The organism is Frankia sp. CcI49 (genome assembly GCF_001983215.1).
GTDB classification, from domain to species: domain Bacteria; phylum Actinomycetota; class Actinomycetes; order Frankiales; family Frankiaceae; genus Parafrankia; species Parafrankia irregularis.
Genome location: NZ_MOWP01000023.1, coordinates 86,750 through 109,895, shown reverse-complemented (window position 1 = coordinate 109,895; position 23,146 = coordinate 86,750). Strand labels below are relative to the sequence as shown.

Below are 23,146 nucleotides of genomic sequence, written 5' to 3'. Positions count from 1 at the left end.
CTTGGACGGGCCTGCGTCGGACGGGCCTGCGTCGGACGGACCTGCGTCGGACGGACCTGGCTCGGAAGGGCTCGTCTCGAACGGAGCCGGCGGCAGCACCACCCTGGGTGGGGCCGCCCCGGAAAGCGGGGGCCCGGGCACCGGTGCGGCGGACGGCGCCGCGGTGACGGCCTCGGCTGAGGCCGACCAGGCGCGGGACCGGCCGGCTCTCACAGGTGCGCTCCGCCGGTGAGGCCGACTTCCGCGAGAAACCGATCGCTGAACCGGATGAGCGACGCTCCGGCAATCGAGCCTTCCGTAGCGGCGGTCGAGCCTTCCGCCGCCGCTTCGGCTTCGACGGGCGGTCGCTTTGTGATCCTCACTGTGGATTCCGAGCGCGGCGCGCCCGAAGTTCTGGCCGTAGCCGGACGGTTTCCCTCGGGGCCGGGCGTCCCCCCGTGGTCATGGCCGGCCATGACCACGGGGTTCGCGGCCGGTTCGTGGTGGATCACGCCGGCCAGCGGAAGTCCCACGGTGGCGACGATGCGGGCCACCGCCGGGTGCAGGGACTCGTCCGGCTCGTTCCGCTCGGCGGGTGAGCCGCTGCCGGGCGAACCGCCGCGACCCGGGCCGGGTGGCTGCGCGCCTGGCGGTGGCAGCATGCCCGGCGGTGGGAGGCGGACGACCAGCCGTACGTCCGAGCAGGTACGCGCCACGTACCTGGCGACCCGAGCCGCCGCCGCGGCTGTCGCGGGCTCGGCTGTCACGACGAGCAGCACCATCTCGCAGAGGAAGAGCCCGACGTCCGCCCCGGCATCGGCGGAGCGAGGCAGGTCGGCGACGATCAGGTCAGCTCCACCGCGAGCGGTGGCGAACATGGCGCTGATGGCCGGCGGCGACAGTACGGGGATCTCGTCGCGGTCCCAGGAGAGCACCGGCAGATCGCCGCCCCACATGGGCGGCCCGGCAAGGAAGTGTTCGAGGTAGTCCTCGTCGTCCTCGTCGTCGGCTGGCCGCGGGCGCGGTGGCTCCGCACGCGCGGCGTCCCCGATGACAGCCCCTGCCGATGTGAGGGGACGGCGCCGGGCCCCTGGGCGTGCCCAGGGGTGGGGGCCCCGGGCCTGCGGCGGGCGTGCCTGCGCCGCGGACAGATCGTCGCCGGCAGCGTGGCGCACCGCTGAGCCGGCGCCCGCCGGATGGAACCGAGGGATGCCGGCCGAGGGCCCGTCGCCCTGGCTGGCCTCCGATCCGAGACCGGAGCCCCAGGATGTGTCCGGGCCCACCGTGAGTCCGCCGAACGGGTCGATCTCCAGCAGCGCCGAGCGGACCTGGCGCCGTAGTCCGGCGCGGGCCAGCGTCACGGCCAGGGTGGTGGAGCCGGCCCCGCCGTGCCCGCCGAGCACACCGAGGGTCAGTGACCGGCGGCTGGCGGTGTCCGCCGCACGGGAGAGGACGTTCACGAGCCAGGTCTCGGCCGCGGGAAGGAAGATCACGTGCTCGGCATTGATCAGAAGCGCCAGACTCCAGGTCCGGCGGTCGTCGACGTCGGTTCCAACGAGCACGATGTCCGAGCGTGGCGGCAGATTCGCGGCGACACAGGCCGCGGCGCGGTCGGCGCCGACCACGACCAGCGGTGCGTTCGCCCAGTACCGGCTGGCGGCCCTGGCCGTCGGCGCGACCGTCACGGTCGTGCCCGCCGCGGCCGCCAGCCGCAGCAGGTCGTCGAGAAGCTCGTGCGAATCGGTGACGACCAGCGGACGTCCGCGGGGAGTGTCGTCGGCTGGCGTGATCGGCTTCGCGGGGGTCATGGCGGGCCGTCCCTTCGGCGCGGGTGGCTGTGTGCGGCCACCATGCGCCGGCCGGGCCGGGCAATGTGGATCTTCGGTGGGGGCCGTGCCGTGCTATAAGGGCCGGCCCGCGTCTGTACCGGAGTGGGACCAGACGGCGACGGAGATCATCGGCGTTCGAGCCGCGGCTCCGGGTCGCCCGCCGAGGGTCTCGTACCGCCATCCAGTACTAGTAATTCACCGCAAAAGGGATAAAAAGGGCGTGGAGTCGACTGCCGACCCGCAAGAAAGAAGGATTTTGGTCGTCGGGACGACCAAAATCGTTCACTCTTGCGGCTCGCCAAACAGGGCTACCGGGTGCTCGGAGGTCCGGCCGTGTTCATGGAGTGTGGCCCTCCCCGCCCGCCGACCAGCGATCTTGATCGGCGTCAATCCGCGACCGCGGAAGCTCGAAACCTCGGCCCAGACGATCCGAGGATCTTCGTTGCCGTGGCGACCTCGTCCTGGCGACCACAGTCCTCAGGTCCTGCCCTGCAGCGGCTGTTCGAGGGGCTGAGGTTCTCAGGCGCGGGAGAGCGCCTCGCACACCGCGAGCGATTCCCGGGCCGCGAGCCCGACCGCGCGGGCACAGTGCCGCACCCAGGAACCCACCCCGTCCGCCCCGCCCGCGACGTACGCGGCAAGCGCGGCGCTGTAGGTCTCCTCGGGATCAACGGTGCCGACACCGGTGCCGGTGCTGGTGCCGACACCAGTGTCGGTGCCCGCGCTGGCAGCGGACGGCGCGGACGGGGCTCCGGCTCCGCCCAGGGCCGCGGCCGCGCTGCCGTGGGCCAGCTCGAGGTGGCCGACGTCCGTCGCGACCAGGGCCTTCGGGTCGAGGCCTCGGCTGATCAGGACGAGCCGGGCGGCGGCGCGGGCGATGATGCCGTCGAGCACGCCGAACGGCCGGATCGCCAGCAGCTCCCCGTGGATGATCGCGGCGACCACGATCGCGGGAGCGCGGGTCGGGGCGGTCAGCACGGCGGTGAGCCCGTCGAGCCGCACCGACATCTCCATGGCGGACACCCTCGGCTCACCCCAGGGGCCAGCCAGCTCCGCGGTGCCGACAGCGGCTCCYGGCCCCCGAACGTCGACCCGTGGCCGGCCCAGCACCTCGTCCGGGAGCAGGCCTCGACCGGCGAGAACGTGCATGCGTGCCAGGGCCTGGCGCGGTGCGCGCTCCCACGCGGATGACAGCGTGCCCAGCTCCGCGTAGAGCCGGACGGCCCCCAGCGTCACGGCCAGCGACCGGCTGTCGGTGCCGTCGGCCGGTCCGCTGACGCGCCCGTCGGCGAGCCCGACCGGAGCGGCGGCACCGGCACCGGCATCGAGGGCGAGCTCATGGTCGCCGAGGTGGGCTCTGAGCACGTCGAGTGGGACGTCGTGCCCTTCCAGCGCGGCGGACGCCCGGGCGGCGCGCAGCGAGGCCTCGGCGGTCACCTCGGCGCTGCGGCGGCGCAGGATGCGGTGCCGCAGCAGGGCGTCCACGCCCGCGCGCGCGGCCGTGGCGGCCTCGTCGACACCGGGGATCGCCGCAACACTGGCGAGCGGGTCGCTACCGACGACTGATGCCGACGAAGGTGCTGTCACCCGGCAGACGCTACCTCGCCCGGGTGTGCCGAGGACGGCTCCCGACTTCGTCATGACCGCTGAAAGGGCGAATCGTCCCTCGGATCACACCGTCCGATCGGGCCCGTCGCCCCACGTGTTCCGCCGCCGCGGGCCACACTGCTCACAGGGGATCCGGACGGGGCGGCCACGCAGCGCCGCCGCGTGCCCCCGCAAGCGCGCCGGCACCGGACCCGATCGGCGGTGTCACGGGCCGGCTTTGAGAGGGAGGAGCCGGCGTGCCGACAAGGACCGACAGCTCACGAGCGGGGCGGGAGCCGACGCTGGGGGAGCTGGTCGCACTCGCGACCCGGGACATGTCGCTGCTGATCCGCCAGGAGATCGAGCTCGCGAAGGCCGAGCTCGCCAGGCAGGCGGTGTCCGCGGGTCTGGGTGCCGGGTTCCTGGTGGTGGCGGCCGGCCTGGGGTTCGGCGCACTGATCGCCGGGACGATCTTCCTCGGTGAGCTGTTCACCTGGGCGGGGATGGAGCGGTTCTGGGCCTACCTGCTGACGGCCGTGCTTTATCTGGCCCTGGCCGGGCTGCTGGTGGTCTTCGCGCTCACCCGCTTCAAGAAGCTTTCACCCCCCGAACGGACCATCCAGACGGTGCGCGATGACATCGCCTGGCTGCGCCGGCCAACCGGCGGGTCGGGGGCCGCCCGAACGGGCCATGGCACGGCCGAGGTGGGAAGCGCCCCGGCCGGGCCAGGCAGCGCGGTGGCGGGACCGGCCGTGACGGGACCGGCTGTGGCGGGACCGGCGGCAGCGGAGTAGCCGGGCGCGGCGATTGTCGGGCCTGGCTTCAGCCGAACAGGCTGGGCGCGGCGGCGGCGGAAGCCGGGCGGGCGCGGCGCACCGACCACCCGTCGGCAGAAGCAGCGGGTCTGCCATCCTTGGAGATGATGGAGGATGCCATCTCTGAGCCGGCGGCCGTGCTCGTTGACGGGCCGTGGCGCCACCGGGACGTCTCGACCAACGGAACCCGGCTGCATGTGGCCGAGGCGGGCGAGGGTCCACTGGTCCTCCTTCTCCACGGTTTCCCGCAGTTCTGGTGGACGTGGCGTAGTCAGCTGCGGGATCTGCCCGGCGCCGGCTACCGGGTGGTCGCCGCCGATCTTCGCGGGTACGGAGCGAGTGACAAACCGCCGCGGGGCTATGACGCGTTCACGCTGGCCGATGATGTCGCCGGGCTGGTGCGGGCACTCGGTGAGCGAAACGCGGTGATCGTCGGCCACGACTGGGGCGGCCTGCTCGGCTGGGTGACGGCGGTTCGTCGGCCACGGGTGGTACGGGGGCTGGCGGTGATCGGCATGCCGCATCCGCTGCGGGTCCGGCGCCGGATCGTCGCCGACGTGCGGGGCCAGGGGCTGGCCAGCCGGTACCTGGCCGCCTTCCAGCTGCCGTGGGTGCCGGAACGCCGCCTGGTCGCGGAGGGAGCGGCCTACGTCGCCGAGCTCCTACGTGGCTGGGGAGGTCCGGGCTACCCGACGCCGGAGGCCGAGGCACGCTATCGCGGCGCCATGCGGATCCCCGGCGTGGCCCACAGTTCGCTGGAGTACCACCGGTGGGTGGTGCGGTCCCAGCTGCGACCGGACGGAGCGCGCTTCGTCGAGCTGCTGCGGACGCCGGTGCGAGTGCCCACCCTGCAGCTGCACGGCAGCCTCGACCGGTGCTTCCTGCCGTCGACCGCGGCCGGGTCGGAACGGCACGTGGCCGCGCCGTACACCTGGCGCCTGTATGACGGCCTCGGGCACTTCCCGCACGAGGAGGACCCGGACACCATCACCCGTGACCTGGTCGCCTGGCTCGCGGAGACCCACAGCGGGACCGGCGGGATCAGTCGCAGCCCTGAGTGCTGACCGGGGCGGTGGCCTGGGCGCCGCGCTGGGCCGGGACGCTCACCTCCTGCGCGGTGAGCACGTAACCGGTGTCGTCGTCGTCCGTCGCGGCGGCGAAGACCACGCCGAGGACAGCGCCGTTGTCGGAGAGCAGCGGCCCGCCGGAGTTGCCCGGCAGCACCTGGCCGCGGATCGCGAAGATCTCGCGTCGGACCGTGCCACGTGAGTAGATGTCCGGCGCGCTGGCCGTCTGCTCGTTGCGGATGCGCGCGGGCTCGGTGGTGTACGGACCGTCCTGGGGATAACCGGCGACGACCACCGGGTCGCCGGCCTCACCTGGTGGCGAGGTCTGGAACCGCAGGGGCGCACGACGCAGGTTCGGCACGTACAGCACGGCGACGTCCCGATCGGGGTCGAACTCCACCACCTCGGCCGGCAGCGCCTGGGCGCCGACCTCGACGACGACCTCGCTCACACCCGCCACGACGTGTGCGTTCGTCATGACGTGCTGGGGCGTGAAGACGAATCCGGTGCCTTCGACCTGCTTCCCGCAGGACGGCGCCTGGCCGCGGACCTTCAGGATGCTCGACGCCGCGTTCTGGACCTCGGTGGCGTTCACGACCGCCGCGTCCGGCGGGTCGGTCGCGACGATGCGTTCTCCGTTCAGACCGGCGAAGACCTCGGGGAAGCCCTGGTCGTCCATGAGCTGGCGCAGGTCGGAGAAGGTGTGGCGGACGTCGTCGGGCATCTGGTCGTCGACGGCGCCGAGGATCTCCGAGCCGCGCGCGGCCCGGGCGAGGGTCTGGAACGGCGAGCGGTCCACCGTGGTCGCGAGCAGCCAGCCGACGAGCAGGACGGACACGCCGGACAGGGCGGCACCGGCGACGGCGTCGACCCGCTGACCGGCCCGCCAGGTCAGCCGGCCGCGCACGACCGTCCCGAGCGCCGTCCCGATGATCTGCCCGGTGAGGGCCAGCCCCACCACCACGATGAGACCGACCAGCGCGCCGTCGTCCGCACGGCCGATGAGCTCGGCGAACGGGCTGGCGATCTTGGCGCCGAGAAAGCCGCCGCCGAGGAAGCCGATGAACGACAGCGCGCCGACCGCGAATCCCTGGCGATATCCGGAGATCGCGAACATCACGGTCAGCGCGATCAGAACGAGGTCGAGAAGGTTCACCAGGGGCCCGCGTCGAGGTTCAGAAGATCACCATCGCGTTCGGAGGATCGCAGTTCAGAGGATCACAAGAGTGGCCGTCATTCCCTTATGCAGGGTACAGACCACCGGATATCGACCGGACTTGGACGCGGTGAAGGTGATCGACTGGGATTGGCCGGCCGCGACGATCCTGGTGGTCGCGCCGGGGAGCGTGTCGATGACGAAGTTGTGCGGAGCCGAACCCTTCGGCACCGAGAAGTTGACCCGGATCGTTCCCGGATGGGCGATGAGCTCACCGGCGGAGAAGGTCTGGTTCACCTGGCCGACGACATCGAAGACCTGAACGCCGTCGCTGACCGTGGCCGTCAGGGTCGCGGTGGCGGACGGCCCGCCGTGCGCCATGTCGTCGCCTCCACCGCCGCCGCAGCCGGTCAGGGCAGTGAACAGCGTCACGGCCGCAACCAGTGCGACCAGCCCGTTCCGGGCGGATCTTGAGGTCATCCTCCGACCGTACCGCCCGCTTCGTCAGGGGAGATGCGGGGCTCTACCACCGCTCGGGGGAGTGCCATCGCCTTCGAGATCGCCGCGGTGATCTCCGGTACGTCGATGGGGGTCGCGGTGTCCCAGGGGCGTTCCCACCCGCCGGCCCGCAGCAGTGCGTCGAGAATGCCGGCGGTGAATCCCCAGACCGTCATGCCGCGGACCCGGAACGCCGGACTGCCGAAACCGGCCGGATGGCGCAGCAGGATCCGGTTGCCCGGGTCGGCGAGCTCGGCGACGGGGACGCGGGCGACTGAAGAGGTCTCCCCCGGGTCCACGGCGACCACCGCGCTCGGGGTGTGCCACCAGGCCAGCACGGGCGTCACATGGAAGTGGCTCGCGGCCAGGTAGAGCGGGCTGACCGTGGCGAGGATCTCGACACCGGACGGGTCGAGCCCGACCTCCTCCTCCGCCTCGCGCAGCGCCGTCGCGGCCCGCGACGCATCCGTCTCGTCGGCGCTGCCGCCGGGGAAGGCGGGCTGCCCGGCATGGTTGCGCAGGTCGGCGGCCCGCTTCAGCAGCAGGACGTCCGGCCCGTCCGGGCCCTCTCCGAACAGGATCAGGACGGCGGCCTGCCGCCCGCCCGGCCGGTTCGCACCAGGCTGGCGCACCTGCACCGGGATGCCCTCGCCGACCGCGCCGACCAGCCCCGCCAGCCACCCGGGGACCGGCGTGCCACCGCCGGCGGACACGTCCGCCGGCGCGCGGCGCGGCGCGGGGCCCGGCGTGAGGCCGGTCTGATCCGGGGTGCTCACCGGGCGGCCTCCGCGTCGCCGCGCACCAGCCGCGCGGCCTGCAGGGGCTCGGTCGGGCCGGTGCCGAAGGACGGGCACATCCGGGCGATCGCGCAGGCCCCGCACGCGGGCCGCCGGGCATGGCAGATCCGCCGGCCGTGAAAGATCATCCGATCCGAGGCGATCGTCCAGTCCCGCCGCTCGATCAGTGCCGCGAGGTCGGACTCGACCCGGACCGGGTCCGTCTCGGAGGTGAGCGCGAAACGCCGGGACAGCCGGCCGACGTGGGTGTCGACCGTGATCCCGGGGACGCCGAAAGCGTGCCCGAGGACGACGTTCGCGGTCTTGCGGCCCACGCCTGGCAGCGTCACCAGATCCTCCAGCCGGCCCGGCACCTCGCCGGCGAACCGCTCGGTGAGAGCGGCGCCGATGCCGATCAGCGAGTTGGCCTTCGCCCGGAAGAAGCCGGTGGGGCGCAGCAGGCCCTCAAGCTCGTCGCGGTCCGCCGCGGCGTAGGCGGCGGCGCCGCGGTAACGGGCGAAGACGGTGGGAGTGACCTCGTTGACCTTCTTGTCCGTGCACTGGGCCGACAGAACCGTCGCCACCAGCAGCTCCAGCGGACTGCCGAAGTGCAGCGCGATGCGCGCGTCCGGGTGGAGCTCACCGAGGGCGCGCACGATGCGTCGCGCTCGTCGGGTGCGGGCCAGGGCCGTCTCTGCAGTCGCGTCGACGGTGATACCCATGCCTCGCAGAGTATCTGCCGGGCCGCCCGCGCCGGTCGGTGTCTGATCGTGGCCCATGCGGGCGCGTCGACCCCCCGCACGCGTGGCGGGCGGCGTCATCGGGGACCATGGGATGGCCATGATTGCATTTGCCGCGGTTACGGTCCCCCTGTTGCTGCTCGGGCTGCTGCTCGCGATGGAGCGGGTCGAGCGTCCCCTCAACGCCGCCGACGTCGGCAAGGGCATCGAGGGCTTCTTCGACAGCGCCCGCCCGGACGAGGTCGAGACCTTCGTCCAGCAGGGCATGCCCGCGGCTCTGGAGCGTTACCGGCGCCGGCTGCGCCGCACGCCGCCTGGCAAGCACCGGGCCGCCTGAACCCGCCACCCCGGCGAACCCGCCACTCTGCCGAGCCCTCGGCCTGCCCGGCCCCTCGGTCCGCCCGGCCCCTCGGTCCGCCCGGCCCCTCGGTCCGCCCGAACCCTCGGTCCGCCCGAACCCACCGTTGGTGGGGCTGGTGTCGGTTGCCGGCGGAGTCAAGGGGGTTCAGGCCGCTCTCGGACCTGTCGATCATGGATGTCCAGCAGTTGTTCCGGACTATGCCGATGTGACCTGTGCCGCGTCTGGCCTGATCGCGCCGCCTGGCGCGGGTGCGGGGTCCCGAAATCGACCGTGCTAGGCGGATTGTGACTCTCGCCACTTTGGTGGTGCGTCCACGGTCACTTTGCGTATCAGAAACGGAGTATTCGGGTACATCTGCGTGACCTGACCAGGCCGATGGGGGTCCCTGGCCGTGCCCAACGCCCCGCACCCTGGCATGCTCAGCTCGTGGACGATCTGCTAGCCCGCGTTCCGCTGTTCGCCGGGTTGTCCGAGCCCGACCGCCAGGCGCTTTCCGATCACCTGGACCGGCAGGACGTGACCCGTGGCGATGTGCTGTTTCGCGAAGGGGATGTCGGTGACCGCGTTTTCGTGGTTCTTTCCGGCAAGGTCAAGATAGGACGCCAGTCCGCCGACGGGCGGGAGAACCTGCTGTACGTGATGGGGCCGGGAGACCTCTTCGGTGAGCTCTCCCTGTTCGATCCCGGACCGCGCACCGCTACAGCGACCGCCGTGACCGACGCGTCGCTCGTCGCGCTGGATCACACCGCGCTGCGGCCGTGGCTGCGCTCCCGGCCCGAAGCCGGGGCGCTGCTGCTGCGTGTGCTGGCCCGTCGCCTGCGGCGGACCAACGACACGATGGCGGACATGGTCTTCACCGATGTGCCAGGTCGCGTTGCGAAGGCGCTGCTCGATCTGGCCGATCGTTTCGGTGAGCCGGCCCAGCCTGGCAACGAGGCCGCTGGGGTCCGCGTCGAACACGGCCTCACGCAGGAGGAACTGGCACAGCTGGTCGGTGCCTCGCGGGAGACGGTGAACAAAGCTCTGGCCGATTTCGCCACTCGTGGGTGGCTTCGGCTGGACTCACGCGCCGTCGTGCTGCTCGACCGTGAGCGGCTCGCCCGCCGAGCCCGCTGAACTCACCGCCGGTAGTGGAGCCGGCATGTTCGTCGCTCGCCCGTCTCCCGGATCCGCCGAGGTCGTCGGATCCGGGAGCGGCGCACTCCCAGCCGTGACGGCGACGACGTCGGACTCGTCGTCGCCGGGCTTGTCGTCGCCAGGTCCGCCATCGCCAGGTCCGCGATCAGGTCCGTCATCGCTGTGCCCGGTTTCGCCGGGTCCGACGCCGCCCGATTCGACGCCGCCCGATTCGACGTCGCCGGATGCCGGTGGTGGCAGCGTGGCGAGCAGCCGCCGGGTCTGCGGGGCCTCACTGACCGCGCCGGTGGCGGTCGCCGCGGCGAGCGCCTGCTGGTAGGCCTCACGGCTGCCCTCGACGTCGCCATGCGCGGCGAGCACGGTGCCGAGCGCCCGATAGGCCAGCACCTGCGCGCGGACGTCCTCCGCGTCCACGCTGACCGCGCGCCGGGCCACCCGCAGGGCCTCGTCCGGCTCGCCCGCGTCCAGCAGTGTGCCCGCGAGGTGGGCGTAGGCCTGCCGGCGCGGGAACATCAGGGTCGCCGGCTCGCTGACGGCGAGCGCGTCACGCAGCCCGGTGATCGCCTCGTCCAGCCGCCCGCGTGCGCGGGCGATCTGGGCCACCAGCACCTTCGCTCCGAGGTGGGCGTGCGGGCGCAGCTCCAGCCGGTCCAGGTCGGCCAGCGCGCTCTTGGCGGCCTCCTCCGCCGCGTCCACCTCGCCGGCGTCCAGCCTGGTCAGACCCAGCAGGACCTGGGCGAACGCGCCGATGAGCACATGGCCGGTGGCGGCTGCGTCCGCGCAGACCTCGGTCAGCAGCTCCGCCCCGCGCTGCGGCTCGCCGGCACCGCGGGCGGCCAGGCCGCGGGCGATGAGGGTGAGCGTGTGCCCCCACGTGTCGCCCGTCTCGGCGAACAGCTCCGCGGCGCGGGCCGCCTCGCTCTCCGCCGTCTCGATGTCGCCGAGCTCGGCCGCGGCGACCGCGTCGATCGTCAGGCAGATGGCCTGGCCCCAGCGCTCCCGCATCGACTCCGCGAGGTTGATGAGGACCCGGGAGACCTTGCGGGTGCGCGTGAGCTGGCCGGACAGCAGCAGGACGAGCGCTTCGGTGCCCGAGCACCAGCCGAGGCCCCCGGCGTCCTCCAGCCGCTCGAAGAGCGCGGAGGCCTCGCGAAGGGTGCGTTCGGCCCGGCTGTAGTCCCCTCGGGTGGTGGCGCTCCAGGCGAGGTGCTGCAGGGCCCAGCCGACTCCGCGCGGATCGTCGACCCGGYGGGCGAGGGTCAGCGCCTCGCGATAGCGGTCCTCGGCGGCCAGGATGCGGCCGGCGGAGTACTCCAGCAGCCCCAGCCGGCGCAGCGACGCGGCCACGGCCCGGTCGTCGCCGGCCCGGTGCGCCGCGTCCAGCGCCGTGATGAGGGACTGCCGTGCCTCCTCGCCGCGCCCCTGCTTCTGCCGCAGCTCACCGAGCACGGCGTAGGCCGACGCCCGCAGGCTGGGGGTGTTGAGACGCAGTGCCGGACGCAGCGCGCGCTCCGCCTCGTCAAGGCGACGCAGCCAGACGAGCGCCTCGGCGTGCAGGATCCGCACCTTGATGTCTTCATCGCCGTCGATGACGCCGCGCCCGAGGCGGCGCGCGTTGGCGAGCAGATCGGCGGCGGCACGGTGGTCGTCGCGGGCGAGCGCCGAACGCGCGAGCCGGACATGGGCGTGGAAGCCGGCCTCGCGTGCCGACCACGCCGGGTCGTCCGCCGGCAGCGCCATCGACGCGGCGAGGTCGTAGGCCCGCAGCGCGTGCGCGGCGACGAAGGTCGACACCTCGCGGGAGGGGCCGATCATCGATGTGACACCCCACCGGGCGGCGGTGGCATGGCGGCGGGCACGTTCGACCTTCGGCAGCCCCGAGTACGCCGCGTCCCTGGCCATCGGATGGACGAATCGCCACAGCGTCTCGCCCTGGCGCGGCGGCCGGACGAGCTGGCGTTCGGTGAGGACCGACAGCGCCCGTTCCATCTCGGCCGCGGGCCGTTCACCGACCGCCGGCAGTGCCTCGGCGGGGAAACGGGGGCCGAGCACGGCCGCCGCCCGCAGCGCGGCCTTGGCGGAGGGGTCGAGGTCGTCGATCCGCGCGGCGAGCACCGACTGGACTCCGGCCGGCAGCACGGTTTCGACCAGCGAGCCCTCGAGCACCCACCGCAGACCGTCCCCGTCCGGGTCGGGCACCTGGTGCAGCAGACCGCGGTCGACCAGCAGGTTGAGCAGCTCGGTGAGGAAGAACGGGTTGCCGTGCACCCGGGCCAGCAGACCGGCCTGGTTCGCCCGGGACAGGCCCGGCTCGCCCAGGTATTCCTTGAGCAGCGTGCGGGCGGCGTCCTCCGGCAGTGGGCTCAGCGCGAGCCGGTGGGCGGTCGCCAGGTCGGCGAACCGGGGATTCTCCCGGTCGAGCAGCAGGAGCATGACTGGGCCGGTGAGCGCGCTGGTGAGCCGGCGCAGCGCGGTCGTCAGCCGGCTGGTCGCCCATTCCAGGTCATCGATGATCACCACGACCGGCCCCTGGACCGCCACCGCGCTCAGGAGCAGGCCAACCGTCTCCACCGCGTCGTCGACGGACCGCTGCAGCACCTCGCCCTGCGACGCCCGCCCGGCCGGATCGCCTGGCGGCGTCACCCCGCCGGTGCCGGGCCGGCGGTCCGGTGGCACACCGAGCATGCCGAGCAGCCGGTCACCGATGCCGGACGGAAGCTTCGTCCCGAAGATCGGATGGGTGAGGCTGGCGACCTTGCGGCGGACCCGGTCGGCCACCCGGTCCAGGCTGTCGCCGTCGGTGATGCCGCAGAGGCCGCGGATGAGATCGATCAGCGGAGCGAGGTCACGGACATCGCCGTGACGGACGGTGCGGCCCCACAGCACCGCCGCGCCGTGGCTCGTGGCGGCGCCGTCGGCGAGCTCGCGAGCGAGCCGGGTCTTGCCGATCCCGGCCTCACCCGTGATCACGACGATATCCGGGCGGCCGCTGTCGACCACTCCGGTGAAGTACCCGCGCAGCTCCGCGAGCTCCCGCTCGCGCCCGATGAAGGTCGCGTCGTCGGCGAGCCCCGGCCGGGCGATGTTGGACGGACGCAGGCTGACGAGCTCGTAGGCGGGCACCGGCTCGCGCTTGCCCTTGAGGACCAGCGGCGGCAGGTCGCGCCAGGTCGCCACCAGCCGGGTGGCGGCGACCGTGTCCCGACCCGCGTAGACGGTGCCCACGGCCGCGGCGCCGGAAAGCCGCGCGGCGGTGTTCACCGTGTCCCCGATGACCGTGTACGACAGGGCGGCCTGGACACCGGCGAGCACCTCGCCGGTGTTGATGCCGACCCGCAGCGCGAGCGAGCCGCTGTCGCCGCTCTCGTCCATGATCAGGCGACGGACGGTCTCCTGCATCGCGGCGGCTGCCCGCACCGCGCGCTCGGGATCGTCCTCGTGCGCGGTCGGGGCCCCGAAGACGGCCATGATCCCGTCTCCGCTGAGGTTGTCGACCCGCCCGCCGACCTCGTCCACGTCTCGGGCGAGTGCGGCGAGCACACGGTCGGTCACCTCGCCGACCCGTTCGGGATCGCGGTCCTCGGCCCAGGCGGTGAAGTCGGAGAGGTCACCGAACAGCACCGTGACCACCCGCCGCTCCGCCGACTCGGCGCGCGGCGTGTCCGCCGGAGTGAACTGCAGGCCGCAGTTGAAGCAGAACCGCCCGCCGGGAACTGTCGGTGTGCCGCATCTGGGGCAGACCAGGGGGCCGGGCATGGGGGAGCTGATCACCATTCTGGGCCGGTTCCTCTCCGCCGGGTGAAGGCCGGGCCGCTGGAGCCGCTGGAGCCGCACGGGCCGCTGGAGCGGGAAGCAGGGCAGCGACGGTAGCCGGAACGTGTGCGAAGAGTGACGGGTCGCGAGTACGCGGATMCGTCGGCGTTACCAGTGGGCCAGATGGTTACAAAGCGCACGAGCGGTCTCCTCCGCCGGAAAGTTTAGTGGCCTTCGTCTCCCTTTCTGGATCAAGCTGTGTCGGATGGCTGACCTGGGCGGTTTTGCCAGAGTCGGGACAGTGCCGCCGCCGACCCCCATTGTGGCGCAGGTCACTCCGTTGCCCCCGATCCGGGGGTTCCCGGAATCCGTTCACGGGTCGCCGACGGCACCGAGCACCCGGCCAGGCTGCCGCGGCGAGGCACGCGGACCGTTGCGGCCGTGGTGGACGTCACGCCCGGCCGGGCGGCCGGATGAACGGGCGGCCGGATGAACGGGTGACCTGGTGGTGCGCCTACCGCGAGCGCAGGTACTCGAGCTGCGCGCGGACGGACAGCTCGGCCGCGGGCCAGAGCGCCCGGTCGACGTCGGCGTAGACGAGACGCACGACGTCCGACGGCGTGACCTCGCCGGCCGGCCGGCCCAGCTCGGACAGCGCCGCGCTGACCTGGTCGAGGCGGGCGGCCCGGTGATCGAGGTAGGCCTGCGCGGCCCGGCCGGCGGCCGGCAGCTCCGGACCATGGCCAGGCAGCACCGTCATGTCACCGAGCTCGCGCAGCGACCGCAGGCTTTCGAGGTAGTCGCCGAGGCGGCCGTCGGGATGTGCCACCACCGTGCTGCCACGCCCGAGGATGGTGTCCCCGGTGAGCACCGCGGGGTGCTGGTCGTCCCCGGTGAGGACGAACGACAGCGAGTCGGCCGTGTGCCCGGGTGTTGCCAGCACCCGCAGCTCCACCCCGGCAGCGGCGACGACGTCCCCGGCACCCAGACCTTCCGAGCCGAGGCGGTGCGCCGGGTCGAGGGCCCGGACCCACGCGCCGGTCAGGGCGTGCAGCGCCGCCGCTCCCGCACTGTGGTCGTGGTGGCCGTGCGTCAGCAGGATGGCGTGCACCGGGCCGGCGGCGGCGACCCGCGCGAGGTGCTCGTCGTGGTCGGGGCCCGGGTCGACCACGACGCAGCCCGGTTCGCCGGGAGCGCGCAGGATCCAGGTGTTCGTGCCCTCCAGCGTCATCGGCCCCGGGTTCGGCGCGAGCTGGACGGATGCCAGCCGGGTGACCTCGCGGGGAGCGCTCATCGCTCGACGGCTTCGCGGTCGAGGTGAGGGAACAGCAGGCGCCAGAGCCCGTCGGCGACGGAGATCCGCGGCATGACCGGGGCGAGGTCCCGGGCCGCCGCGGCCGCGAGAACGCCCGCGACGTCGTCGAACTCGGCGAGCTCGGCCAGGGTGAAGACGGTCGGCGGCAGCATCGCCAGGGCACCTTCGTAGAACTGGTCGAGTGCCTGCGCGGGGCGGATCCAGAGCGCTCCGTCCGCCTCGGAGGAGGCGACGCCGGGCTGCTGCCCGGGCGGCAGCGCCGCGACGAAGAAACGGGTGTCGTAGCGGCGCGGCTCGAGCTCCGGGGCGACCCAGCGGGTCCAGGCGCCCAGCAGATCCGCGCGCAGTGCCAGCGATCGGCGGGTGAGCAGGTCGGCGAGGGTGAGCCGGCGGTCCTCCATCGCCTGCCGATCGGCGGCGAACGTCGTCCCGGTCTCGATCTCGGTCCCGACCCCGGCCGGTGAGGCGGGGGCCGCCTCGTCGGGCGCCGGCCCGTCGGACGCCGCCTGCGGTGGGGCGGCGAGCAGCACCCCGCACTCCTCGAAGGTCTCTCGGACCGCGGCGCACACCACCGCCCGGGCACGGGCGGGATCCCGGTCGAGGCCCGGCATGACCACATCGACCGGTGGCCCGACCCAGGCGAGCATCTCGTCGCTGTCGGCGGGGTCGACGCGACCGCCGGGGAACGCGTACATCCCGCCGGCGAACGACATCGCGACGGTACGGCGGATCATGTAGGCCTCGACTCCGCCGCCGGCCGGCGCGTCACGCAGCAGGATGACCGTCGCGGCGTCCCGCGGGACCGTGGGTGCGGCGGCGAGCCGCGCCAACGAGGCGGCCTCCTCGGAGCTCACCCGGCGAGGGGTGCCGAACCGGGCGATCAGGGCCGACCGATGATCAACCATTCCCTGATGGTAGACACGCCGGGCGTGTTGATGTCGGGCTCAGCCGCTGACGCGGGCGACCAGCTCGATCTCGACCGGGGCCCACAGCGGGAGTGCCGCGACACCGACGGCCGACCGGGCGTGCCGCCCGGCGTCGCCGAAGACCGCCCCCAGCAGCTCGCTGGCGCCGTTCACAACGGTCGGCTGGTCGGCGAAACCCGGCGCGCTCGCCACGAACCCGACCACCTTCACGATCCGGACCAGTGAGTCCAGGCCGCCCGCCACGGCCGCCGCGGCGGCCAGCGCGTTCAGCGCGCACACCCGGGCCAGCTCGGCGGCCCGCTCGGTGCTGATCTCGTCACCCACCAGGCCGGTCGCCGCAAGCTTGCCGCCCACCAGGGGGAGCTGGCCGGCGGTCCAGACCAGGTCACCGTCGCGGACGGCCGGGACGTACGCCCCGGCCGGGCTGGGCACGGCCGGCAGGAGCAGCCCGAGCTCCGCGAGCCGCTCGGACGGCTTCACGGCGCCAGCGGCGTCAGTGGCATCTGCCGGGTCTGGGGGGAGAGCCGAGGAACTCACTGCCGGGTGCCCTACTGGGCCTTGGGCCGCTTGAAGTACGCGACCAGGCTCTCGGGGTTGGGCCCGGGCACGACCTGGACGAGCTCCCAGCCGTCCGTGCCGAAGTTGTCGAGGATCTGCTTGGTGGCGTGGATCAGGAGCGGGGCGGTCATGTACTCCCACTTGGTCTGCATGACCATGGACCCTAGAGCATCACCGGGCCGGCACCCGGGTGGGTGCACCGGATCAGCTGGGCATGCCGTCCGGGAGCATGCGCGGCCGGTGCGGCGGTCAGGATCTGTCGGCCCCGGGTACGGTCGAGCACGTGACCGGTGACGACAAGCCGCGGGAGACGGCCGTTGCTCTCTGGGACCGCCGGCTGCACATAGTCACCGGCAAGGGTGGCACCGGCAAGACCACGATCGCGGGCGCGCTCGCGGTGGCACTGGCCACCGGCGGCCGGCGGGTGCTGCTCACCGAGGTCGAAGGCCGCCAGCAGATCGCGCAGCTGTTCGATACCCCGCCGCTGCCGTACCGGGAGCGGAAGGTGGCGAGCGCGCCCGGCGGCGGCGAGGTGTTCGCCCTCGCCATCGACGCGGACGAGGCACTCCTCGAATATCTGGAGATGTTCTACAACCTGCGCAGGGCCGGCCGGGCGCTCGGCCGGGTCGGCGCGGTGGACTTCGCCACGACGATCGCCCCCGGGGTCCGCGACGTGCTGCTCACGGGCAAGGTGAAGGAGGCCGTGAACCGGCCGGACGGAACCCGCCCCAGCGGGCTCGCCTACGACGCGGTCGTGCTCGACGCACCCCCGACCGGCCGGATCGCGCGGTTCCTCAACGTGTCCGCCGAGGTCGTCGGGCTTGCCAAGATGGGTCCGATCCGGGCCCAGGCGGAGGCCGTGATGAAGGTGCTGGCACCGGAGCGGGCGGCGGTCCACCTGGTCACGCTGCTGGAGGAGATGCCCGTCCAGGAGACGGTCGACGGGATCCACGAGCTGGGTGAGGTGGGTCTCCCGGTCGGGGCCGTCGTGGTGAACATGGTGCGTACCCCGCTGCTCGCGCCCGCCGAGCTGGAGCTGGCCAGGCGTGGCCAGCTCGACTACGAGGCGCTCGCGACCGGGGTCAAGGAGGCCGGCATCGATCCGACCGAGGAACTGCTCGCGAACCTGGCCTGGGAGGCCGCCCAGCATGCCGAGCGGGTCGCTCTGGAGTCGGCCCAGCGGGCCCAGATCGCGCAGCTGCGTCGGCCGGTGTGCGAGGTGCCGCTGGTCGCGGACGGTGTGGATGTCGGCACGGTCCACCGCATCGCCGAGATCCTGCGGGCGCACCGGATGAGCCCGTGAGCCCCACCCACGACGAACCCGCAGGCGCGRCCAAGCCAGCCGGTGGTGCGAAGCCCACTGGAGCGGCGAAGCCGTCAGGTGCCGCGAAACCAGCAGGTACCGCGAAATCGGCTGGTGCAGCGGAGCCTGCCGGTGCAGCGAAGCCGGCGGGTAGGGCGAAGCCCGCTGCTGGCACTGCGAAGCCTGCTGGTGCGGCGAGGTCGGCTGGCACTGCGAAGCCTGCTGGTGCGGCGAGGTCGGCTGGCACTGCGAAGCCTGCTGGTGCGGCGAGGTCGGCTGGCACTGCGAAGCCCGCTGGTGCGGCGAGGTCGGCTGGTACCGCGAAGTCGGCGGCCGCGCGGCGGTCGCGCCGGGCGGCTGCGGGCCGGCCACGCCCGCGGCCGCATCCCGTGGGTGTGCCACGCCTGGATGTCGACGCGATGCTCGACTCCGAGCGGATTATCGTGTGCTGCGGGTCAGGTGGCGTGGGCAAGACGACGACAGCCGCGGCACTCGCGCTGCGCGCCGCCGAGCGTGGCCGGCAGGTGGTGGTGCTGACCATCGATCCGGCGCGGCGCCTGGCCCAGTCGCTCGGCCTCACGGCGCTGGACAACACCCCGCGCGAGGTCGCCGGAGTGGACGGTACGGCGGGCGGCCGGCTGGACGCGATGATGCTCGACATGAAGAGGACGTTCGACGAGATCGTCCTCGCCCACAGCACACCCGAGCGCGCCGAGGCGCTGTTGGCGAACCCCTTCTACCAGTCGCTGTCGTCCTCCTTCGCCGGCACCCAGGAATACATGGCGATGGAGAAGCTGGGCCAGCTCGACGCCAGCGGAACCTGGGATCTGATCGTCGTCGACACCCCGCCGACGCGTTCCGCGCTGGATTTCCTCGACGCACCGGGGCACCTGGGCGATTTCCTCGACGGCCGGCTGCTGCGGGTGCTGCTGGCGCCCGCGAAGGCGGGTGGCCGGGCGTAYGCGAAGGTCATCGGTGCTGGCCTGGGCATGTTCACCAAGGTCATCACCAAGGTGATCGGTGCCCAGCTCCTCGCGGACGTGAGCCAGTTCGTGGCCGCGCTGGAAACGATGTTCGGGGGCTTCCGCGCCCGTGCGGACGAGACGTTCCGCCTGCTGGCCGCGCCCGGGACCTCGTTCGTGGTGGTGGCCGCACCGGAGGCGGCGGCGCTGCGGGAGGCGTCCTACTTCGTGGATCGGCTCGACGCGGACGGGATGCCACTCGCCGGCTGCATCGTCAACCGGATGCACTTCTGTGACACGGCCGGTCTGACGGTGGAGCGGGGGCTGGCCGGCGCCGAGACGTTGACGGACCACGGCGAGCATCCGTTGGCGGCGGCGGTGCTGCGCATCCATGCCGATCGGGCCCGGCTCTCGGAGCGGGAGATCCGGTTGCGCGAACGCTTCACCAACGTGCATCCCGACACCGCGCTCGTCGAGGTCGAGGCACTCTCCGAGGACATCCACGATCTTGCCGGGCTGCGGGAGATAGGTCGTGCGCTGGCAGGTGATGGTCGCGACGCCGCGGGCACCTGAGCGGACTCACGGCATCCCTGAGTGCGGACCGTGAGATAGGAAAAGATCATTGGATCTGATTACGGCCCCGGGAATCGCGCCGGTGCGATGTGAACCCGGGTCCAAAAGGGCCCTCCGCCCATTCGGGCTACTCACGGAAGCGTGAGGTCCGAGATCCTGGAGGGGACCAGCGCCACTGGTGGAGATTTCACCGCCCATCCGGGCTATACACGACTCGGATGGAAACAACTGTGAGTTACCGTCGTTGCTCAGTGTGGTGGTGTCCGTTCGACCCCGCTGTCGTCGGACACCCCCGGGTGGGGCCCTGAACTAGCCCGCGGACGCGGACCGGTGGTCCGCCTGGGCATCCGCGAGGAGCTTCCGCCAGGAGGTGACGTCCGGGCGGCGGCGCAGCAGAGCGCGGCGCTCCCGTTCGGTCATCCCGCCCCAGACGCCGAACTCGACCTGGTTGTCGAGAGCGTCCGCGAGGCACTCGGTGCGAACCACGCACCCGAAGCACCTGGTCTTCACCCGGTTCTGGGCTGCCCCCTGGACGAACAGCTCGTCCGGATCGAGGTCGCGACAGGCGGCGTGAGCCGTCCAGTCGCCGTCGGCGGTGGAGCCGACGAGCCGGGTCGTACTGGTAAGGCGTGACAGGCTGACGGTCGGGGTCAGGCTTCTGGTCATGCCACCTGCCTTTCTTCTCGAGTCCGGGTCAGGGGCCCGTGCGGGTGGTGACGTGGCGTTGAACCGAAACCGTACGGAGTGGCGTGGCCACGGCACAGACCCCACAYGGGTGGTTGTCCAAATGACTAGTCCGGGCCATTGATCCCGATCGCCGCGGTAGTGCGGTCTGTGACAGCTGTGTGTCACTTCTGTGACGCCGCCGTGACTCTGCTGTGGCGTCGTAGTCTTAGTTCGATGAGGTGGCGCTTGAGCCGGCTCAGGTATTGGATCAACGCAGTGCTGGCGCAGCGCAGTACTGGATCAGCGCCTCGGTCGCGGCCGGCGCGAAAACCTGCCGAAAGCAGGCATCGTCAACGGCAGCGGCGGGACTCGAGCGGAGGATTCCGGCTCAGTGTTCATACCAGGCCGAACAGCCCGTGAGGGGCAGTTGCCGGGTGTTTTGGCAACAGTCGAGCCCGCGCTGATGTCGGAGTGGGCTGCGCCGTCACGTCCCACTCGGGTCGATCGGGCGACCCGCGCCGTTCACGGGGCCTGCCCGTGAAGCGCCCAGGTGCGGCGAGCACGCTGCGAAGGCGCGTCGCGGGCGGCCGGAGCCAGGGAATCGCCCCTATGCCCGGGCGTATCGGGCCACCTTCGGCGAGTCGGCGCCGGGTGACGCCGACCCGGCTTCTCGGGCTGGTCGCCGCCAGTGCCTGCGCCGGTGTTGTGGTCGGCCTGTTGGCATTGCCTGTCGTCGGCCTGGCCGGGGTGACCGCCAAGAGCGGAGCCGACCATTTCCTCTCGCTGCCGGCGAATCTCACGGTGCCCCCGCTGGCCCAGCCGTCGCGGATCCTGGACGCCGCCGGAAACGAGATCGCGGTGCTCCGAGGAGAACAGGACCGTGAGCTGGTCAATCTCGACCAGGTGCCGCAGTTCATGCGCCAGTCGATCATCGACATCGAGGACGCGCGCTTCTACGAGCACTCGGGCGTCGACTACCGAGGAATGATCCGCGCCTATCTGAAGAACCAGGAGTCGGGTGAGGTCACCCAGGGCGGCTCGACCTTGACCCAGCAGTACGTCAAGAACGTCCTGCTGGCGTCCGCCACCACCGCGGAGGAAAAGGAGCAGGCCACCGAGCAGACGGTGGACCGGAAGCTCCGCGAGGCCCGCTACGCGCTCTACCTGGAAGACCACCTGACCAAGGACGAGATCCTCGAGCGGTATCTCAACATCGCCTACTTCGGTGATGGCGCGTACGGAGTCCAGGCGGCCGCACACCATTACTTCAACGTCGACGTCAGCAAGCTCACGCTCACCCAGTCGGCGATGCTCGCGGGGCTGGTCAAGAACCCCACGGCCTACAATCCGGTGCTGCATCCGCAGGCGGCGAAGGAGCGCCGGAACACGGTCCTCGCCCGAATGCACGAGCTCGGCCACATCGACACCGCGGTCTGGCAGTCGGCCCGTGGGGAGGATGTCGTGCTGAACCGGCCCGCCCGCTCGGTCGACGCCTGCCAGGACTCGTCCGCGCCGTTCTTCTGCGCCTACGTGCGCGAGGTACTGCTTGCCGACCGGAAGTTCGCCGCGACCCCCGAGGACGCCAGGCGCCTGCTGTTCGAGGGTGGGCTCACCATCCGGACCACCCTCGACCCGGTCGCGCAGGGCGCCGCGCAGACGTCTGCGGCAGAGGTGATCCCGGCCGGGAACAGGGTCGCCGCCAGCGTCGTCATGATGCAGCCCGGCACCGGGAACGTGCTCGCGTTCGCCGTGAACCGGCAGTACGGGGAGCCGGCCGACAACCTCCCGCCGGCGCGCACCAGCGACTTCGTGCACACCAAGGAGATCTACCCGGTCGACGAGGACCTCTTCTCGCCCGGCTCGACCTTCAAGGTGTTCACGCTGGCCGCCGCGCTGGAGAACCACTTCCCGCTGTCGACGACCTTCCACTCACCCGTGTGCTACCGGTCGGACAAGCTGCCGAACCCGGACCCGGAGGGGAAGAACTGCTACAGCAACGCCGACCCGAGTGAGGACGGTTACTACTCGCTCAGCACGGCGACCTGGAACTCGGTCAACACCTACTACATCCAGCTGGCGGAGCAGCTCGGCGTGCTGAAAACGGCCGAGATGGCACGCCGGCTGGGGGTCTCCTCGTGCCGCATCCGGCCGGTGACCGAGAACGCCCCCGAATGCAAGAACGTGAACGGCATCAGCTCCGCGGACGGGTCGTCGATTCTCGGCTCCAACGAGATCAGCACACTTGACCTGGCCACCGCCTATGCGACGCTGGCCGCTCGCGGAAACCGCTGCGATCCCCATGTGGTGCTGTCGGTCTCGCAGCGGGTCGGCAGCGCGGACCGGCCGTTGGCGTTCGACACCGGAAGGCCGTGCGAGCAGGTGCTCGACCCCGGTGTCGCGGACACCGTGGCCTCGGTTCTGCAAGGCGTCATCAATCATGGAACGGCTTCGGGCAATGCGAGGCTCGGTCGCCCGGCTGCCGGCAAGACCGGTACCGCGGAAGGCTTCAGCACCGCGTCGTTCGCGGGCTTCATCCCGCAGCTCGCCGTCGCTGTCAACCTGGCCGACCCGCGAAGCCCCACAAACAATCCGCTGGTAGACGTGCTGGGCAGCCGGCACGTTTTCGGCGGCGGCTTTCCCGCCCAGATCTGGGCACGCACGATGAACCGGACGATCGACGGCCTGGGCCTGCCCGTCGTCGCGCTTCCGCCGCCGGACAACACCCAGCCGGCGGTACCGAAGAAGCCCCTGCCGGACGTGCGCGGGCAGGCCCAGCAGGTCGCCGAGGCCGCGTTGCGCGCGCAGGGATTCCGGGTCCGGTCCCAGACCGTGCCGAACCTGGCCGCTCCCGGAATCGTCGTCGGTATGTCGCCGGCGCCCGGCGGAGAGGTCTCGATTGACACCGAGATCGTGCTTGAGGTGTCAGGTGGTCTCACCGGGGCGACGCAGCTGCCGAACGGGATAAACCCACGCCCCGGCGAGGTCAGGCCGCCGACGGTGACCCTTCCGGACATGCGCGACCGGCTGACCGGCTGACCGGCTGACCGTCCCCCGGTGGTCGGGTGACCGGCCGCAAGCCCGACCGGCCGCGCGGCCGGTCACGGACCGGTCGCGCGGCCGGTGATTCAGTTGCCTGGATTCTGCG

Annotated in this window: 19 protein-coding genes; 7 read left to right on the top strand and 12 right to left on the bottom strand. The window is 72.2% G+C overall.

Features of this window, described 5'->3' with window-relative positions; all coding sequences use genetic code 11:
- Positions 1 to 209: 209 nt before the first annotated feature.
- Positions 210 to 1,787, bottom strand: coding sequence for a septum site-determining protein Ssd (gene ssd, locus CcI49_RS21090; RefSeq protein ID WP_076828804.1), 1,578 nt, complete (start codon positions 1,785 to 1,787; stop codon positions 210 to 212).
- Positions 1,788 to 2,327: 540 nt separating this feature from the next.
- Positions 2,328 to 3,395 carry a hypothetical protein gene (locus CcI49_RS21085; RefSeq protein WP_241840173.1) on the bottom strand — a complete coding sequence of 356 codons (1,068 nt, stop codon included), beginning with the start codon at positions 3,393 to 3,395 and terminating at the stop codon, positions 2,328 to 2,330.
- 257 nt (positions 3,396 to 3,652) lie between these two features.
- On the opposite strand from CcI49_RS21085, the gene CcI49_RS21080 reads away from it, so the two are divergent.
- Together CcI49_RS21080 and CcI49_RS21075 are read left to right on the top strand one after the other, a co-directional pair.
- Positions 3,653 to 4,189 (top strand): phage holin family protein, encoded by a 537-nt coding sequence (locus CcI49_RS21080; protein WP_054569026.1) that lies wholly within the window; start codon positions 3,653 to 3,655, stop codon positions 4,187 to 4,189.
- A 128-nt stretch (positions 4,190 to 4,317) separates the two neighbouring features.
- The gene (locus CcI49_RS21075; protein WP_076828852.1) at positions 4,318 to 5,274 is read left to right on the top strand and encodes an alpha/beta hydrolase; all 957 of its coding nucleotides are present in this window, start codon (positions 4,318 to 4,320) and stop codon (positions 5,272 to 5,274) included.
- Here the strand turns inward: CcI49_RS21075 and CcI49_RS21070 are convergent.
- Genes CcI49_RS21070 through nth form a run of 4 tightly spaced genes read right to left on the bottom strand, consistent with a single transcriptional unit; the run spans position 5,252 to position 8,429 of the window.
- The gene (locus CcI49_RS21070) at positions 5,252 to 6,433 is read right to left on the bottom strand and encodes a MarP family serine protease (RefSeq protein ID WP_054569027.1); all 1,182 of its coding nucleotides are present in this window, start codon (positions 6,431 to 6,433) and stop codon (positions 5,252 to 5,254) included. The two genes, CcI49_RS21075 and CcI49_RS21070, sit on opposite strands and share 23 nt — an antisense overlap.
- A 54-nt stretch (positions 6,434 to 6,487) precedes the next feature.
- Positions 6,488 to 6,913, bottom strand: a complete 426-nt coding sequence (locus CcI49_RS21065; protein ID WP_054569028.1) for a cupredoxin domain-containing protein — start codon at positions 6,911 to 6,913, stop codon at positions 6,488 to 6,490.
- Complete coding sequence (locus tag CcI49_RS21060; protein WP_054569029.1) at positions 6,910 to 7,707, bottom strand: CoA pyrophosphatase; 798 nt, start codon at positions 7,705 to 7,707, stop codon at positions 6,910 to 6,912. The genes CcI49_RS21065 and CcI49_RS21060 overlap by 4 nt, the downstream gene beginning before the upstream one ends.
- Positions 7,704 to 8,429, bottom strand: a complete 726-nt coding sequence (gene nth, locus CcI49_RS21055; protein WP_054569030.1) for an endonuclease III — start codon at positions 8,427 to 8,429, stop codon at positions 7,704 to 7,706. The genes CcI49_RS21060 and nth overlap by 4 nt, the downstream gene beginning before the upstream one ends.
- A 118-nt stretch (positions 8,430 to 8,547) precedes the next feature.
- On the opposite strand from nth, the gene CcI49_RS21050 reads away from it, so the two are divergent.
- Positions 8,548 to 8,784 carry a hypothetical protein gene (locus CcI49_RS21050; protein ID WP_035951342.1) on the top strand — a complete coding sequence of 79 codons (237 nt, stop codon included), beginning with the start codon at positions 8,548 to 8,550 and terminating at the stop codon, positions 8,782 to 8,784.
- Positions 8,785 to 9,234: 450 nt separating this feature from the next.
- Complete coding sequence (locus CcI49_RS21045; protein WP_018637435.1) at positions 9,235 to 9,924, top strand: Crp/Fnr family transcriptional regulator; 690 nt, start codon at positions 9,235 to 9,237, stop codon at positions 9,922 to 9,924.
- Here the strand turns inward: CcI49_RS21045 and CcI49_RS21040 are convergent.
- From CcI49_RS21040 to CcI49_RS42615, 5 genes are all read right to left on the bottom strand, one after another.
- Positions 9,871 to 13,719, bottom strand: coding sequence for an AAA family ATPase (locus CcI49_RS21040; protein ID WP_076828799.1), 3,849 nt, complete (start codon positions 13,717 to 13,719; stop codon positions 9,871 to 9,873). The two genes, CcI49_RS21045 and CcI49_RS21040, sit on opposite strands and share 54 nt — an antisense overlap.
- A 493-nt stretch (positions 13,720 to 14,212) precedes the next feature.
- Complete coding sequence (locus CcI49_RS21035) at positions 14,213 to 14,992, bottom strand: MBL fold metallo-hydrolase (protein WP_054569032.1); 780 nt, start codon at positions 14,990 to 14,992, stop codon at positions 14,213 to 14,215.
- Positions 14,989 to 15,918, bottom strand: coding sequence for an NUDIX hydrolase (locus CcI49_RS21030; RefSeq protein ID WP_083749646.1), 930 nt, complete (start codon positions 15,916 to 15,918; stop codon positions 14,989 to 14,991). The genes CcI49_RS21035 and CcI49_RS21030 overlap by 4 nt, the downstream gene beginning before the upstream one ends.
- 39 nt (positions 15,919 to 15,957) lie before the next feature.
- Complete coding sequence (locus tag CcI49_RS21025) at positions 15,958 to 16,419, bottom strand: RidA family protein (protein ID WP_116437460.1); 462 nt, start codon at positions 16,417 to 16,419, stop codon at positions 15,958 to 15,960.
- A gap of 68 nt (positions 16,420 to 16,487) precedes the next feature.
- A complete protein-coding gene (locus CcI49_RS42615) occupies positions 16,488 to 16,649 on the bottom strand; it encodes a DUF4177 domain-containing protein (protein WP_116437465.1) in 162 nt (53 codons plus the stop codon).
- A 131-nt stretch (positions 16,650 to 16,780) separates the two neighbouring features.
- Between CcI49_RS42615 and CcI49_RS21020 the strand changes: the two genes are divergently transcribed.
- Both CcI49_RS21020 and CcI49_RS21015 read left to right on the top strand, forming a co-directional pair.
- Entirely contained in the window at positions 16,781 to 17,800 is a 1,020-nt protein-coding gene (locus CcI49_RS21020) for an ArsA-related P-loop ATPase (RefSeq protein ID WP_116437464.1), read from the top strand.
- Between the two features lie 389 nt (positions 17,801 to 18,189).
- Positions 18,190 to 19,335, top strand: a complete 1,146-nt coding sequence (locus CcI49_RS21015) for an ArsA-related P-loop ATPase (protein ID WP_241840172.1) — start codon at positions 18,190 to 18,192, stop codon at positions 19,333 to 19,335.
- A gap of 309 nt (positions 19,336 to 19,644) precedes the next feature.
- On the opposite strand, the gene CcI49_RS21010 is transcribed toward CcI49_RS21015, so the two are convergent.
- Positions 19,645 to 20,001, bottom strand: a complete 357-nt coding sequence (locus tag CcI49_RS21010; RefSeq protein ID WP_054569035.1) for a WhiB family transcriptional regulator — start codon at positions 19,999 to 20,001, stop codon at positions 19,645 to 19,647.
- A 609-nt stretch (positions 20,002 to 20,610) separates the two neighbouring features.
- Between CcI49_RS21010 and CcI49_RS21005 the strand changes: the two genes are divergently transcribed.
- The gene (locus CcI49_RS21005) at positions 20,611 to 23,037 is read left to right on the top strand and encodes a penicillin-binding protein (RefSeq protein WP_235498199.1); all 2,427 of its coding nucleotides are present in this window, start codon (positions 20,611 to 20,613) and stop codon (positions 23,035 to 23,037) included.
- Positions 23,038 to 23,146 lie beyond the last annotated feature (109 nt).